Source organism: Marinomonas aquiplantarum (assembly GCF_003314975.1).
Taxonomy (GTDB): domain Bacteria; phylum Pseudomonadota; class Gammaproteobacteria; order Pseudomonadales; family Marinomonadaceae; genus Marinomonas; species Marinomonas aquiplantarum.
This window is the reverse complement of record NZ_QNRF01000008.1, coordinates 24849-40941: the sequence shown is the minus strand read 5'-3', so window position 1 is coordinate 40941 and position 16093 is coordinate 24849. Positions and strand designations below refer to the sequence as shown.

Below are 16093 nucleotides of genomic sequence, written 5' to 3'. Positions count from 1 at the left end.
TGACTACTATTTACCCAAAAAGCCACCGAAATGGAGGCTCATACTACCTCGTGGAAGTCGGTGACTCAAACTTGAGCCGCCTTGTATTCTGTTATTTTAGGGCTTTTTATAGGGTAATTAGAGGCAATTTAGAGGGTGATAGAGAATTATCTATGGCAGGAGTTTTTGCAAACAGAAAATTCCTCTGTTCATTCACGTTTTTTAGAGAAATACAGTTATTTTTACTAAATTGTGATTTTTTTTCACGAATGATCCATAGAAAAACGCATCCGACAGCATTTTACGATGAGTTTTTCTTATCTGAGAGACGATTATAATGGGGGTTATTGCGCCTTGCGGATATCGTCCTGAATACCACGAGCGCTTCTCGCCCATGGATTCAAGGAGCGCAAATCACTAGGCAGTGTTTCCGCAGCGGCAATGGCTTCACTGCGATTTCGATACAAACCATACACAACCACATACCAATCACGGCCATTATGCTGAGCCTTAAAGTAACCAAAGGCATCAATCCCACCTTGATCACGAATAAAGTCTTTTACGGTTTGCTGGTTGTGAGTCCCCAATAACTGAAGCGTATAACGGTTCGGGTTTTGCGATAACCACCACTGAGTTTTATTGAACACATCGTCAGGCGTGTTTACCACCGTTTCCTCCGTTTTCGGTGCAACAGGTTTCGGCTCTGCGATATCAGGAGATTCCGCCAACATGGGTGCCTCTGCACGAATGGGCGCTTCCAAACGAATGGGCGCTGTTTCAATGCTGGGTGCGACCGGCTCTGAAGCGGTTTCATTACTTTTGGACATGCTAATCGCCGGTAATGATGTTCCTTCAGGAATCGGTGGCAAAACCACTTGTCCTTGTTGACCGATCTGTCGTTGCATCGCATCAATACGAGCAATGGTTTCTTCGGAAGATTGGCCCTGTCTTGGGCTCAACGGAATGACGTTCGCAGTGCGGTCATTTGCTGTGTCTTCCGTTTTATCAGAAAACAATACAGCCACTAAGATACCCAACATCACAATCGACAATAACGCCATGTGAGCCAATGGGAACCCCATACTCAAACTAAAACCTTTGCCAGACTTAGCTTTGTTCCCTTTGCCCATCAGACGCTGGGCAATTTCATTAATACGGCCAGGATAACCGCCGGATTCCTGATGAATTTGCTTGATCTGTTTGTCCGTAAACGGCAGATTAATCCCGCCTCCAACCGCACGAACTCGATGCAACATATAAGCACGAGTTTGCTCTAATGAGTAAGGTGCAAGACTGAAAGAGTGACTCAATTGCTCATAACGAGAACGTTGATAGGCATCCAGATTACGTCCTAATGAATGAGCACTAAACAGCACAATATGCGGCACAGTTTGATTTTCGGTCGCCAAGGACATCATGTCCAACAACATACTCACCGCATCGGTATTCAGTTCTTGAGCATTATCAATCAAGACTAATGCGGCTTGACCTTTGTCCTCTAGCTCATGAGCAAACTTAAGCAAAGGGCCAAATGTAGCTTCATTGGGTGGTTGGGTGAAGTGACCAGAAAAGCCAGCGTAGATGGCTTGTAATAATTGTCCAGCCGTCATCAACATGCTGGCTTTCACATGGCTAATCACCGTCATCTCATCTTGATGACGGGCAAACTCCATCAAGAAACGACTTTTGCCGCTACCTTCTGGGCCTTGTACGACAGAAAGTAAATTACTATAGCGACTTAAATGTTCCAGCAAAGCCAGTTGTTGGTTACCTTCTTCCGAAGCAAAGTAGACAGACGCATCCTTAGAGCCAAAAGGATCCCTCAGCGGCCCTTTAGAGGGCTGATTCAAGGCTTCCTCGAGATCAAACTGAAACTCTGGCTGAGACATATCCTTCCTTCTAAGATATCACCAACGAATATTATGCCAAACTGGCTTGTTTTCCGACTTCAAGCGCATCCAAAATACAGGCTTCAAAAGCGTCTATTGGAAAATCTGACGTTACCATAGCATCACCCAGTGACGCGAGTAACACCAAACGCAAGCTGCCATCTAACACTTTTTTGTCTAATGCCATGCGCTCAACAAAACTGTCCAAGGTCATTTCCTGTGGCGGTAGCACTGGTAACTTAGCAGCCTCAAACAAAGTGACAGAACGATTGACATCTTGTTCGCTCAAATTCCCCATGCGCCATGATAAATCTAACGCCAGCACACAACCGGCCGCAACGGCTTCGCCATGCAACCACTTACCATAACCCAGCTCGGCTTCAATCGCATGACCAAAGGTGTGGCCCAGATTCAAAATCGCACGAATGCCACCTTCTCGCTCGTCTTGGGCAACAACATTGGCCTTAGCCAAACAGGAGCGGTAAATGGCTTCTGTAATCTTGTTCGATTCAAGCGCCATTAAGTCGTTCATTTCAAGCTCTAACCAATCGAAAAATTCCGCATCACAGATTAGACCATATTTGATGACTTCCGCCATGCCAGCAGACAGTTCACGTGGCGGCAAGGTCGTCAACGAATCAATATCAATGATGACCGCTTGTGGCTGATAAAAAGCACCAATCATGTTTTTACCCAACGGATGATTCACACCCGTTTTACCACCGACAGATGAATCCACTTGAGATAATAAGGTCGTCGGCACTTGAATAAATGGCACACCACGCTGATATGTCGCGGCAGCAAACCCTGCCATGTCTCCCACAACACCACCGCCTAAAGCAATAATGGTCGTCGTGCGATTATGTCTAGCTTGCAATAAAGAAGACATAATCAAGCCATAGGTATCCAGCGTTTTGTAAGCTTCTCCGTCCGGTAGAATGCAAGTATCAACTTGATAATCCTCGGACAACATCGCCACCATGGCATCTAAATAAATAGCGGCAACAGTATCATTCGTCACTATCATGACTTGTTTGCCATGAATGGCCTCATCAAATAAGGCCTTTTGTTGGCGAATACCACTGCCGATGTAAATAGGGTAACTACGATCACCAAGATCCACGGTTAAGGTACGCATTAGGACTGGTTATCCTCCGATGTTAAATAACGCTTGATGGCGTCTAATACTTTATTGGCAACGGCTTTAGGGTGACGAGCATCCGTTTCGATCACTAACGTCGCCACTTCTCGATAAAGAGGGTCACGCACTTCGAATAGTTTTTTCAACGTTGCTTTCGGGTCACCCGTTTGCAACAAAGGACGATGAGAGCTTTTCGAGGTTCGATAAAGCTGCTGCGCTACCGAAGCATATAAGTACACCACTAGGCCATCTTGCTGCAAAATATCGCGATTTTCTGGTCGCATAACAATACCGCCACCCGTCGCGAGGACAGTATTGTGAGTATCTGATTGAACCATGTTTGAAAGCGCTTGCGTTTCTCTTTTACGAAATCCCTCTTCCCCTTCGCGCTCAAAAATCCATGGTATATCGGCACCTGCATTGTCTTCTATGACTTTGTCTAGGTCGTAAAACTCTTTGCCCATCGATTGTGAAATCAAACGGCCTATTGTCGTTTTTCCAGCGCCCATTGGGCCTACTAAAATAATATTGGGGGCATTTATCATTGTATTTTGTTACACAGAAATTAAGCCAAGTAAGAATAGGTCTTAGTTTACCGTCATTTGTAGCAGTTTTGGCGTAATAAATACAAGTAATTCAACCTTTTCTTGTTGTTTTGAGTGACTTTTGAATAATTCTCCCAACCAAGGTACAGAACTCAACAAGGGCACTCGACTTTCCGTTGTAAAGCTTTCTTCCCTAAATACACCACCTAAAACCAGTGTTTCCTGATCTCTCAACATCACTTGGGTGGTTAAACGATTGGTTTTCAAACTTGGTACACCATTAACTAACTCACCAACTGAATCTTGGTGAATGCTCAATTCTAATAAAATGTGGTCATCTTGTTTTATATAGGGGGTCACTTCTAACATGAGTGCAGCCTGTCGAAACGACACACTGACCGTATCATCACTCACAGTCTGGTACGGAATTTCTGTCCCCGATTCAATTCGGGCGAGTTGGCCGGCCGAGGTCACGATTTTCGGCTTTGATACCACATTCGCCATACCCTCGCTTTCCAACATATCCAACGTTAATGACAACAAACTGTTTGCGCCGTTGGCAGACAAATTAAATTCACTCGTGGGTGCCAGAGCACCAAGATCAATCGCACCGCCGATAGAAGAGCGAACCCCTTGGGATAATGTGCTTTGCCAATTAACACCAAATTGTGACTGAGCCGATCGACTGACCTGGGCAATTTGAGCACTGATCTCAATCTGCTTTAATGGCGAGTCCAACCAAGCTAGAACCTCATCCATCCCTTCCAACGGCGAACAATAATGCCCTAATAATGAATTCGTTCTGTGATCCACCACAATAGAAAGAGAAGGATATAAGGTTTGTAAATGCTCACCTACACCTGCAGCCTTGGCGTGTTTCAAAGGCCAAAACGAACGCTGACAAAGAGGCTGTTCCGGCTTGGTTTGTGCAACCGCTTGATCAGGAATCAGCACCGCGACCTCAGACTGCCACTGCAAACTGATACCTGGCTGGCGCGCCACCGCAGCCAATACATCTTGCCAACTGGCATCTTTAATGGACAAGGTGAGATTACGGTCAATGTCAGGACTAATCACCACGCTTTCATTTAGCTGAGCAGCTAACCAAGGCAACACTTCCTGTAACGGCTTGTTTTCAAAATACACATCTAATGATAAGCACAGGTTACTGAAACACAGCCCTGTTATGCTAATCAGCCACCTCCTGTAGCAAGTTGTCATCCTCTGACCTCCTTGTTGTTAGCAATAGTCTATATTGTGAGCCATCCTTGGCGACTAAAATAACTCGATCAGCCAAAACAGAAAGCACACTCACACCCGCTTCAGGTACCCAACTGCCTTCGTGAAGCCAATATTGTTTACGGCGAAATTGCACTAGAGCGGAACGCCGATCAGCACTTTTCATTGTGGAGAATAAGCGCCAATCTCGGGCATTAAAATGCGGAGTTCGAAAAGGCGTTGGTAGCCAGTTTTCAAACTCTCGGTTAGCCATTGGCAATTGCACATCCAATTCGATGATACCTTGCCAACGACCATCGACCTGTCGCTGCCATTCCACCCCCATTACCGATACCGCTAGGGTTTCCTGTACTACTTCTAACACTGGCTGCCATTGAGTTATGTGCGCTACGCCTTCAAGGCGCCAAATTGTGACCAAGCGATTGCGTGTCTGAATCGCCGCCTGATCGAGCCAGTCCCAATTAGATAATGACATCGCTAACAAGCGATCATCTTGCCGCTGAACCTTATGCCAACGCTGCCAAGCATTCGCTAAATTTTTCTCTTCTCGTTGCCAATCTTCATAGGCAGAAAATAAAAACGGATACCAGATCGCCAGCTGTAAGAACAAAAAAAGCAGTATTAAACGCCCATTCAACATGCGTAGGAAAGACATATTAAGAGCGGAAGACTTGAACGGAGACATTCACTACCTCCTCTTGATCAATGGTTAAAAGCGCGTTTTTCTCGACTTTCCAACGCCATTGAGGGTGCATGCTGCGCCAGTTATCCAATACCCTTTTCAACATGCTATGAGGCAAACTAAAATGAATCTGTGCTTGTTCACCATGACCTTGAAATGCTTCTACCCTGACATGATCAGGTAGGCTTTGCACCATATTCAAAGCCGTCAACACAAAGGGGCTCGCCTGCTGATCTTGCGACCAATTTGAGGTCACATCCATCACCTGCTGATAAGCCATGTCCGCCGACTTAGCCGCCTGCTCAAGATACCAATACAACCCCACGCCCAAACAATGAATCATGAGGCTTGATATCACTCCAAGCCATAGACAGCGACGCACTTTTTGCTGCTTTTCATATTCGGGGTGGTAGCCTGAAATTTGCTGCCCAGTACAATAGGACCAAGATCTAGATGGGAAATCTTTGAATTGACTGTAAGCAATTAAAATACAATGCCGCCCCTGCTGCTGGAATGCCGAAAATAAAGGTTCAGACCAGCTTTTTGAGCAAGCATATATGGTGAGTTGGCTATCGAGATTTGAAGTCGTTTTATGCTGAAACGCATATAAAGTATTGTCGGGGGTTGCGTAAGTCGCTTCAACAGCAAAACTGAGTGCCGCTAAAGGCAATAATCGCGCAGAAACCGGATGATCCAAGCTATGCTGAGTCACACTAAGCCACTCATCCGGTATCAATATTAATAATCTTGAGACACTGTCCAATGATGCAAAGTCAAACATTTGTAAGCATGCATTAATGCTTTCCACCGATGGCGTTAAAGATTCAGAGGCCTCCAGTCGCGGCAACAATTCGCGGTATTCGGAAGAGTGAAAAAGCTGACAAGCTTGCCCTGAACATAGGGCGATTGAATAATTTAAAGCGAGCGCCATCTTTCATCCTTGAAATTATTTTTTATGAAGAGCCAAAGGTCAGCATCCATACCAAACTTTTTTCTCAAGATAACACGTTTTGCTGCAAAGTTAAGCGCCAATTCTCTGAAGATATTAGGTATAATGATTCTTTTTCATCCAGTGGCAATTGGTTATCTATGGCTAAGGTATTAAAAATTCTCTTTTTTCTCGGTGTATTAGGAGCAATTAGTGCGGCTGGTATTACCTATGCGATTTATTACAATGTAAAAGATCGTATTCCGACAGTGGAAGAACTAAAAGACATTGAACTGCGGATTCCATTACGCATCTACACCGCCGACAACCAGCTGATTGGTGAATTTGGTGAACAGCGCCGCTCCCCAATTAACTATGCCGACATTCCTGCCAATCTTGAACATGCTATATTGGCCGCTGAAGACACCAACTTCTACCACCACCCCGGCGTAGACATTCTTGGCCTTGGTCGTGCCGCCGTACAATTGATCACCACAGGTCAAAAACAAAGTGGTGGTAGTACCATTACCATGCAGGTCGCCCGTAACTACTTCTTATCATTTGAACAAACCTTTACCCGTAAATTTACCGAAATCTTCATCGCCTTGAAGATGGAACGGGAACTGAGCAAACATGAAATTCTTGAACTCTACGTCAATAAAATTTATTTAGGCAAACGAGCCTACGGCTTTGAAGCCGCATCACAAGTCTATTACGGCAAGAGTTTATCCGAGCTTACCCTCGCCCAAATTGCGATGATCGCTGGCCTCCCCAAGGCCCCTTCACGATACAACCCAATTGTTAACCCTTCCCGAGCTTTAATCCGAAGAAACTGGATTTTGCAGCGCATGCTGTCCCTTGGAATGATTAACAAACAAGCTTATGAAGCCGCTGTAGAATCCCCCGTAACCGCAGAAAACCATGGTGTCACACCAGATATTGAAGCGGGTTATATTGCTGAAATGGTGCGCTCAGAGCTATACACAACGTTTGGCAATGACCTCTACAATAATGGTATGACGGTATACACCACCATAGATTCTGGCCGTCAGAAAGCGGCCAATGATGCGGTTTATAACGGTGTGATTAGTTACGACATGCGCCATGGCTACCGTGGTTCGATTGAAACACGTATTGACCTAGTCGACGCTCCTCTTGAAGAACAACAAGCCGCGTTAGAAGAAGTCAGTCGATTTAAAGACTGGCAAGCCGCTTTGGTTATTGCCACAGAAGAGAAAACCGCAGATGTACGCATGGTCAACGGCGAACGCGTGACCCTGTCATGGGAAGCCGTGAAATGGGCAAAACCTTATATCGATGCCGACAATCAAGGTCCTGCACCACAAACAATGGCCGATGTGTTGGTACCGGGAGATGTTATCCGTCTGCGACCAGATGATAGCCAAGGTTGGTTACTGGCTCAAAAACCTGACGTGCAAAGTGCACTGATTTCGTTAAACAGCAAGAACGGTGCAATTCAATCTTTGGTCGGTGGTTTTAATTTCTACGAAAACAAATTCAACCGCATCACACAGTCTAAACGTCAACCGGGGTCAAACTTCAAACCCTTTATTTACAGCAGTGCTTTGGCGCGTGGTTATACCGCCGCGAGTATCATCAATGATGCGCCTGTGGTGTTTAATGACACCAATCTGGCGACGGCTTGGCGTCCCACCAATGATGGTGGTAAGTTTTATGGCCCAACCCGTTTGCGCCAAGCACTGTACCGCTCACAAAATATTGTCTCCGTTCGACTATTAGATGAACTAGGCATTCGCCCAACACTGAACTTCTTAAAACGTTTCGGTTTTGATCCTGATGAGCTACCACATAACTTATCCTTGTCTTTAGGCAGCGCCAACTTATCTCCGTTACAAATTGCCGCTGGTTATGCCGTCTTCTCGAACGGTGGCTATCAAGTACAACCTTATTTAATAGATCGTGTTGTGGATCGCGATGGTCAAACGCTTTTCCAAGCCACACCGGTTACGGTTTGTGAGACGTGTACACTGCTAGAAAGAAGTTCGGAAGATGAACCACAAATGGGGCTTTTTAATAATGCAGATGGCATCAACAGCTTACCTGTTGCGCCGCAAGTGTTAGACCCAGAAGTCAATTACATCATATATGACATGATGCGTGATGTTATTAAATACGGCACCGGACGACGTGCTTTGGTTCTCAAACGTGACGACATCGCCGGTAAAACCGGTACCACCAATGACGGGCGTGATGCTTGGTTCTCTGGCTTCAATGGACACATTGTCACCTCCGTATGGAGTGGCTTCGACAACTCCTCGCCACTTGGCCATTACAGCGGCGGTCGATCTGAATGGGGTGGTTCAGTATCACTACCACCTTGGATTGAGTACATGCGTTACGCACTACAAGACACACCACCAGATTACGTTGCTAAGCCCTCGAGTCTAGTCACAGTTCGTATTGACCCTAAAACAGGCGAGCGAGCATTACCTGGTCAAAATAATGCGATCTTTGAAATTTTCCGCAAAGACCATGTTCCACCTAAACGTGACCTCAACTCAGCGTCATTAGACAACGACACCACCAGTGAAGTACAAGAGGAAAAGCAAGAAAACAGCGCTCTAGAAAATCTATTTTAGAAGCCTATTCGTTAGCTTATCCATTAAAAAGACCCGCTTTGAAGTGGGTCTTTTTGTATGGGGTTTTCTGAGTTTTATTCGCTCTTAGACCATTTTGCCTGCGGCGCTTGATAGTTTCGTAGTGCCACCAATAACGCTTCTGGTGTCGACTCTCGAATCAGCATATCAAGATAAGTAGGCTTCACAAATCCTGCCGCCTGCATGCTCTCTACCATGGTAAATAAGGGATCATAAAAGCCCTTCACATTATAAAAAGCACATCCTTTTTGGTGCAGACCCAGCTGCCCCCACGTCCACGCTTCAAATATTTCTTCTAAGGTGCCCACACCGCCGGGTAACGCCACAAAAGCGTCTGCTAATGCCATCATCTTCGCTTTACGTTCATGCATGTCAGCAACAATGTGAAGCTCAGTTAAGCCAAGATGAGCGATCTCTTTTTGTTTTAAATGATTAGGAATCACACCAACCACTTTTCCACCAGCGTCCAATACCGCATTGGCAATCACGCCCATCAAACCGACGTTGCCACCGCCATACACGACGTCCACACCCTGCTTCGCCAAGTACTGACCTAATGACCAAACACTCTTCACATAATCTTCTGAGCGACCCTCTGCGGAACCACAGTAAATTGCTACTCTCATCAATGCACTCCTGACATGGGAATTATTCGCCATAAAAAAAGGCGAGACTCAGAAAAGAGTATCGCCTTTTTTTCTGTGATTAGACCATTAATAGGTCCATCAAAGTATTGTACGCAACTTAAGCACCAAAGTGATCTAGGCTCTCAAGTGGGTAGAAGTCAGGGTATGGAAGTTGAGCCACACCAGAATCTACCGCTGCTTTTGCGACGGCAGCAGAAACAACATTTAGCAAGCGAGAATCCATTGGCTTAGGCAAGATGTATTCTTTACCAAAACTCAATGCTGCACCACCGTATGCCGCTACCACATCCGCTGGCGCTTCTTCTTTCGCCAAATCCTTCAGTGCATGAACCGCAGCCACTTTCATTTCTTCATTAATCTGCGTTGCACGCACATCCAATGCACCACGGAAAATGAATGGGAAGCCCAATACGTTGTTTACCTGATTTGGGTAATCAGAACGACCTGTCGCCATGATCAAGTCAGTACGTGTTTGGTGTGCCAATTCAGGGCTGATTTCTGGATCTGGGTTAGAACAAGCGAATACCACTGGGTTAGCCGCCATTTTGCTCAACTGATCACCAGACAATAGATCAGGACCAGATACGCCGATAAAAACATCCGCGCCATCGATGGCATCATCCAAAGTACGCTTGTCTGTATCGATTGCGAACATCGCTTTAAACTGGTTCAAATCGTCACGACCAGAATGAATAACGCCTTTACGGTCCAACACAAAAATGTTGTCACGCTGAGCACCACAAGCAATGATCAGTTTCATACAAGCTGTCGCTGCCGCACCCGCACCTAGACAAACGATTTTCGCATCCGCAATGTCTTTGCCTTGAAGCTCAAGCGCGTTCAACAAACCAGCTGCCGTTACAATCGCTGTACCGTGTTGGTCATCATGAAATACTGGGATAGAGCAACGTTCGATAAGCTGACGTTCAATTTCAAAACATTCTGGCGCCTTGATATCTTCAAGGTTGATGCCACCGTAAGTGTTCGCAATACGCGCAACGGTATCAATAAACGCTTGTGGGCTTTCAGATTCCACTTCTACGTCCACTGAGTTAATGCCGGCAAAGCGCTTAAACAACAAGCCTTTACCTTCCATGACTGGCTTACTCGCCAATGGACCAAGGTTACCTAAACCTAAAATGGCAGAACCATCAGAAATAACCGCGACCAAGTTACCTTTACCTGTGTAGCGATAAGCATTTTCTGGGTCTTTCGCAATTTCACGGCAAGGCTCAGCCACACCTGGACTATAAGCTAAGGAAAGGTCACGAGCCGTTTCTGTTGGTTTTGAAATAGTAACGCTCAATTTACCTGGAACTGGATTCTCATGGTAATCCAATGCAGCTTGCTTCATATCTTCTGCCATTATGATGTTTCCGTCTGTTTGGTGTTATTGAATTAGTTGCTTTTCTGTGGGCCTTATTCTTGATAATAAATGCTCTGCATCTTGATACCAAAAAATGACACCTTATCGTTTTGGTTCGTCAGAATAATCTATCTAACACACACTTTAAAGCTCAAAACCATTGGAATATTCTATCAATCAATTAGGATTGAGGTCCTTGATTTCACGCAAGTCATTCGGATGTCTTACCGATAAAACCCACGATTTAAAAGCGTTGTTACGATTTTTTCTGTGGTGTTGCCAACCTCTTATCTCAATGGTCTTACCCTCCAAACTAAACACAGTTTGAGCAGGCCAATAATCTGAGACATAGGGTGGCAAGTTGATTACTAGATCCTGTTGGGTTTCTAGCCACCAACCTCCTCGGTTGCGGGTAACGGAAGAGATATTCACTCTAGCGATTGCAAAACCAGCTTGTGGCTGCCATTGCAAATTGTGTTGCCATAACCTTTTATTTGCCTTGCGCGCAGCGTTTTCAGCGTCTACAAAACACGCCTGATAGGCTAAATTGGGCGGCACCGCAATACGATAACCAAGCCCTTCAAATAGTAACTGACTTGTCAGTGAAATACGATCTTTATCGAACAGGTAATAGAGCTTGCGACCATAGCGATCTTGGTCACTTCTGGCCTTCTGAATAAATACCTCACCCTCTAAGCGAGACACTAGGAACTGTCTAGCTTGTTCTGCGTAGGCTTGATGGTTACCCGACTTATGATCTAATTCTGGGGTATTTATGCCAACCAAACGTACCTTACGACCATCGCTTAAATGAATCGTATCACCATCGACAATGCGCTTGATCTGAGCACGCTCTAATGGCCCGGTTGCCCGACAAAGTTCGGTGGCGCCAGCACTAAATGACAGGCATAAAAAAAGCGCCAAGTAAACTCGGCGCTTTTTTAACACTCTCACAATCATGCCACCAATTACTTAGTAGTACGACGTGCTCCGAAACGCTTGTTAAAGCGATCCACACGACCACCAGTGTCCAGCATTTTTTGCTGACCAGTGTAGAATGGGTGGCAGTTACTGCATACATCGATGTGCATGTCTTTGCCGATTGTAGAGTTAAGATTCAAAGTGTTACCACAAGTACAAGTTGCAGTAATCGCAGAATAATTTGGGTGAATATCTTTTTGCATTGTTTCTACCTTAAAGTTTGGTGTGCCGCCACTTGATCGACATAAAAGGGCTTTCGCCTCGCCAAGCACCGCACGATTCGTTGTACAGACATTGTACAGTGGTACCAAGAACGGCGTATTTTAGGGATCAATTGACGATTCATCAAGCCTTTTATCACTCTTTTCACATAAAATTGCCCCTCGCGTAAACGCCTCGCTCTAGCGTACACTAAGCCTATAAACCAACAGCTAAACTTTTTCCTTTACTAAACAAGGCTTAACCAAACGCATGCAAGAGGCTCTACTCACTCAGCACCCTTATATTAAAGTCGCCCTGCCAGTGCCACTGCGGACTTTATTCGACTATAAAGTGCCTAAAGCCATTGCCTTACGCCATGATTTACAGCCTGGCATGCGAGTCAAAGTGCCCTTTGGAAAAAGCAGCCGTTTAGGCGTCATTGTTGCCCTCAGTGACACCAGTGACTGGAACCCTGATGAAGTCAAACCTCTCACCTCACTGCACGATAAACAGCCAGTCATCACCCCTGAACTCATGGCGCTCTGCGAATGGGCGGCACGTTATTATCACCATCCAATCGGCGATGTGGTTTTTCATGCCTTACCCGTTTTACTTCGCAAAGGAGAAAATGCCGAATTTCGCACTGAGAATTGGTGGTTTACCACTGCAACCGGTCAAACGTTCGATGTCCAGCAGCTAAGCCGTGCACCACGCCAGCAAGACTTTTTAAAAGCTGTTCAACAACATCCGAACGGCCTCAGTCAACAAGCGGCCTCGGTACTGGATCTAGCGCCTGCTGCAGGCAAAAGCCTTGAAGAAAAAGGGCTATTACGACGAGAACCAAGAGCCTTTAATAAAGCAGGCGAAAAACACACGCACCAGACTCAGGTTCCTCCAACGCTCAATGCCGAGCAAGCTGCCGCGATCGACTCTTTGCTTGAGCACCGTCATCACTTTCATGTTTCCTTATTAGACGGCGTGACAGGCAGTGGCAAGACAGAGGTTTTTTTACGTTTAATAGAGCAATGCATCAAAGAAGACAAACAAGTGTTAGTCATGGTGCCTGAGATCGGGTTAACCCCCCAAACCCTAAAACGTTTTGAAGTACGATTTAACACCGATATTGTTCTCATGCATTCCAATATGAATGACCGAGAACGCCTGGATGCTTGGCTGCTCGCCGCTAATGGTCATGCGAAGATCATCATAGGCACCCGCTCTGCGGTCTTTGTGCCCGCACCGAAACTTGGTCTCATGGTCATCGACGAAGAGCATGACGCCTCTTATAAACAACACGAAAAATTTCGCTACCATGCTCGTGACCTCGCCGTAAAACGGGCGCAAAACCTGAATATTCCGGTGTTACTAGCGTCCGCTACACCGTCCTATGAAAGTTTGACCAATGCTCTGCAAAAGCGCTTCTCATGGCTCAAATTACGTCAACGGGCTGGAGATGCTCATATTCCTAAAATGGAAAGAGTCGATTTACGGGGACAAACTCTCGTTCATGGTTTTAGCGAAACCGCACTGAACAACATGAAGCTGACCTTAGAGCGCAAAGAGCAAGTTTTAATCTTTTTGAATCGTCGTGGTTATGCGCCAACACTGATGTGCCATCAATGCGGCTGGATTGCGACTTGCGATCACTGTGATGTCAATCTCACGGTACACAAACGCGCCAACAAACTGCATTGCCACCATTGTGATTCACAAAAAGCCTTGATTCATCAATGCCCAGATTGTCAAAGCGAAGAATTGTTCACGGTTGGAGAAGGCACAGAGCAGTTAGAAACTCAACTCAATACGCTGTTTAAAGACACTCCCATTTTGCGCATTGATCGAGACAGTACTCAACGCAAGTCAGCGATGACCAAGCTCACACAAAAGATCCATGAACATGACCAAGCCATTTTAATTGGCACCCAAATGCTCGCTAAAGGCCATCATTTTCCGAATGTCACCTTGGTGGTCATTATGGATGCCGATGCAGGCTTATTTTCATCCGATTTTCGCGGTATGGAGCGTACAGCACAACTTATCACTCAAGTTGCTGGTCGAGCGGGTCGAGCCAAAAAACCAGGCCATGTATTATTGCAAACCTACCATCCCGACCATGCCGCCATTGAATGCTTGTGCAACCTAGGATATGAACACTTTGCAATTGATGGTCTGGCTGAACGCAAATCCCTCTCTTTACCGCCGTTTTATCACCAAGTGATTGTTCGCGCAGAATCGGCCAATGAACAAGAAGCCATGCAACTATTACATGCCCTGAAAAACGACCTCACCCCGATGCTCTCACCGGACGTTTATATGGTGGGCCCTTATGCTGCCATCATTGTTCGCAAGGCTGGTCAGCACCGAGCCTTGATTTCAATTAAGTCGGCCCATAGGGCGCCATTGCATCAAGCCACGGAATGGATGACGCAATGGTTAGAACAAGCAACCAAACAACATAAAATTCGTTTCGCTATCGACGTCGACCCACTGGAAACTTATTAAGCGACAACGCATAATGTGCCCTGCATGACGCCCCCATTTTTGAGTAAACCAACAACACACTATGTTTAAGCCAATTTACATTGCTAACAAAGGGAGTCGCCCGAAAAAAGGCGCGACTCGTCGTACACCGCCACCAGCCGCAAAACGCAAAACCGCTTGGTGGTTATGGTTGCTCATTCCAGCCATCTTGCTGGCTTTCATTTACGGTTTAATGCAACTGAGCCAAATCGCCCCAGAAGCCGCGAAATCCAGTGTTGCTAAGCCCTCGAAACCGGCACCACAACCGAAAACAGTCGAAAAAGCCAAACCTGTAAAGAAACCTGCGGAACAGACCACGGCGAAAAAAGACAACTTTGAGTTCTATCAAATTCTGCAAGACAGCGAAGTTGATACGAGTCATGTGGATGCTTATCAATCTACGCCGCGCGGTGAACAAGATTTTTATTACATGTTACAAGCGGCCTCCTTTCGAAATTCTGACGATGCGGATCGCCTACGTGCCAAACTCATTTTATCGGGGCTAGTAGAAGCCAGCATTCGAAAAACCACAGGCAAAGATGGCCGACCTTGGTATCGCGTGATACTTGGCCCTTATGTTTCTCGCTCGAAAATGAATCGCGCCGAGGACAAGCTGGTCTCTATGGACATCTCCTCTTTTTCTTACAAAGTAAAGAAAGAGCCTTAATTCTCTTGATAAAAGTGCACAGTATGGACAACGCCATTCCGTGCACGCTCACCGCTTGAAATCTCATCGCTTGCCCCCACCTTGTTAGAATCGAAACTGGAGTAAAGCATGACAACGATTCTAACTGTACGCAAAGGCAACCAAGTCGTCGTAGGTGGCGATGGACAAGTATCTCTTGGCAACACTGTGATGAAAGGCAACGCACGCAAAGTACGTCGCTTATACCATGGTGAAGTCATTGCAGGCTTTGCCGGTGGCACGGCGGATGCCTTCACCCTATTCGAACGTTTTGAAGGCCAACTAGAGAAGCACCAAGGTCATCTCGTTCGTGCGGCCGTTGATCTAGCAAAAGACTGGCGCTCAGATCGCGCCTTACGCAAGCTTGAAGCCATGCTCATTGTCGCCAATAAAGAAAGCACCCTCATCATCACGGGTACCGGTGATGTGGTAGAACCTCAGCACGGCGCTTTAGCGATTGGCTCTGGCGGTAACTATGCCGAAGCCGCTGCCCGAGCATTGATCGACAATACAGACCTTACAGCCAAAGAGATTGTGGAAAAAAGCCTTAACATCGCGGCAGATATTTGTGTGTTCACAAATCACAGTCTAACCATTGAAGAGATTGTCGTTGAAGGCAAGCTGGAAGATCAATCCGCTTAATTGATTCAC

14 protein-coding genes are annotated in these 16093 nt (G+C 46.0%); 4 read left to right on the top strand and 10 right to left on the bottom strand.

Features of this window, described 5'->3' with window-relative positions:
* Positions 1–323: 323 nt before the first annotated feature.
* From DFP76_RS14125 to DFP76_RS14100, 6 genes are read right to left on the bottom strand one after another with little or no spacing between them, the layout of a single operon-like run.
* A complete protein-coding gene (locus DFP76_RS14125) occupies positions 324–1868 on the bottom strand; it encodes an SPOR domain-containing protein (protein ID WP_113875264.1) in 1545 nt (514 codons plus the stop codon).
* Positions 1869–1899: 31 nt separating this feature from the next.
* Positions 1900–3006 (bottom strand): 3-dehydroquinate synthase, encoded by a 1107-nt coding sequence (gene aroB, locus DFP76_RS14120; RefSeq protein WP_113875263.1) that lies wholly within the window; start codon positions 3004–3006, stop codon positions 1900–1902.
* A complete protein-coding gene (locus DFP76_RS14115; RefSeq protein WP_113875262.1) occupies positions 3006–3554 on the bottom strand; it encodes a shikimate kinase in 549 nt (182 codons plus the stop codon). The genes aroB and DFP76_RS14115 overlap by 1 nt, the downstream gene beginning before the upstream one ends.
* 42 nt (positions 3555–3596) lie before the next feature.
* Positions 3597–4775, bottom strand: coding sequence for a type IV pilus secretin PilQ (locus DFP76_RS14110; RefSeq protein ID WP_113875261.1), 1179 nt, complete (start codon positions 4773–4775; stop codon positions 3597–3599).
* Entirely contained in the window at positions 4744–5478 is a 735-nt protein-coding gene (locus DFP76_RS14105) for a hypothetical protein (RefSeq protein WP_113875260.1), read from the bottom strand. Before DFP76_RS14105 ends, DFP76_RS14110 begins: the two co-directional genes overlap by 32 nt.
* Positions 5450–6406, bottom strand: a complete 957-nt coding sequence (locus DFP76_RS14100; protein ID WP_113875259.1) for a hypothetical protein — start codon at positions 6404–6406, stop codon at positions 5450–5452. Before DFP76_RS14100 ends, DFP76_RS14105 begins: the two co-directional genes overlap by 29 nt.
* Positions 6407–6564: 158 nt before the next feature.
* Between DFP76_RS14100 and DFP76_RS14095 the strand changes: the two genes are divergently transcribed.
* Positions 6565–9024 (top strand): penicillin-binding protein 1A, encoded by a 2460-nt coding sequence (locus DFP76_RS14095; RefSeq protein ID WP_113875258.1) that lies wholly within the window; start codon positions 6565–6567, stop codon positions 9022–9024.
* A 74-nt stretch (positions 9025–9098) separates the two neighbouring features.
* On the opposite strand, the gene DFP76_RS14090 is transcribed toward DFP76_RS14095, so the two are convergent.
* The 4 genes from DFP76_RS14090 to rpmE form a co-directional block, all read right to left on the bottom strand.
* The gene (locus DFP76_RS14090; protein ID WP_113875257.1) at positions 9099–9668 is read right to left on the bottom strand and encodes an LOG family protein; all 570 of its coding nucleotides are present in this window, start codon (positions 9666–9668) and stop codon (positions 9099–9101) included.
* 118 nt (positions 9669–9786) lie between these two features.
* Positions 9787–11055 carry a malic enzyme-like NAD(P)-binding protein gene (locus DFP76_RS14085; protein WP_113875256.1) on the bottom strand — a complete coding sequence of 423 codons (1269 nt, stop codon included), beginning with the start codon at positions 11053–11055 and terminating at the stop codon, positions 9787–9789.
* A 177-nt stretch (positions 11056–11232) separates the two neighbouring features.
* Complete coding sequence (locus DFP76_RS14080) at positions 11233–12015, bottom strand: thermonuclease family protein (protein ID WP_113875255.1); 783 nt, start codon at positions 12013–12015, stop codon at positions 11233–11235.
* 8 nt (positions 12016–12023) lie between these two features.
* Entirely contained in the window at positions 12024–12239 is a 216-nt protein-coding gene (gene rpmE / locus DFP76_RS14075; protein WP_013797718.1) for a 50S ribosomal protein L31, read from the bottom strand.
* A gap of 268 nt (positions 12240–12507) precedes the next feature.
* Here rpmE and DFP76_RS14070 point away from each other — a divergent pair, with 268 nt between their 5' ends.
* The 3 genes from DFP76_RS14070 (at position 12508) to hslV (ending at position 16084) form a co-directional block, all read left to right on the top strand.
* Positions 12508–14739, top strand: coding sequence for a primosomal protein N' (locus DFP76_RS14070; protein WP_113875254.1), 2232 nt, complete (start codon positions 12508–12510; stop codon positions 14737–14739).
* Between the two features lie 61 nt (positions 14740–14800).
* Positions 14801–15424, top strand: coding sequence for an SPOR domain-containing protein (locus DFP76_RS14065; protein ID WP_113875253.1), 624 nt, complete (start codon positions 14801–14803; stop codon positions 15422–15424).
* A gap of 108 nt (positions 15425–15532) precedes the next feature.
* A complete protein-coding gene (gene hslV / locus DFP76_RS14060; protein WP_063333609.1) occupies positions 15533–16084 on the top strand; it encodes an ATP-dependent protease subunit HslV in 552 nt (183 codons plus the stop codon).
* The last annotated feature ends 9 nt before the right edge of the window (positions 16085–16093 follow it).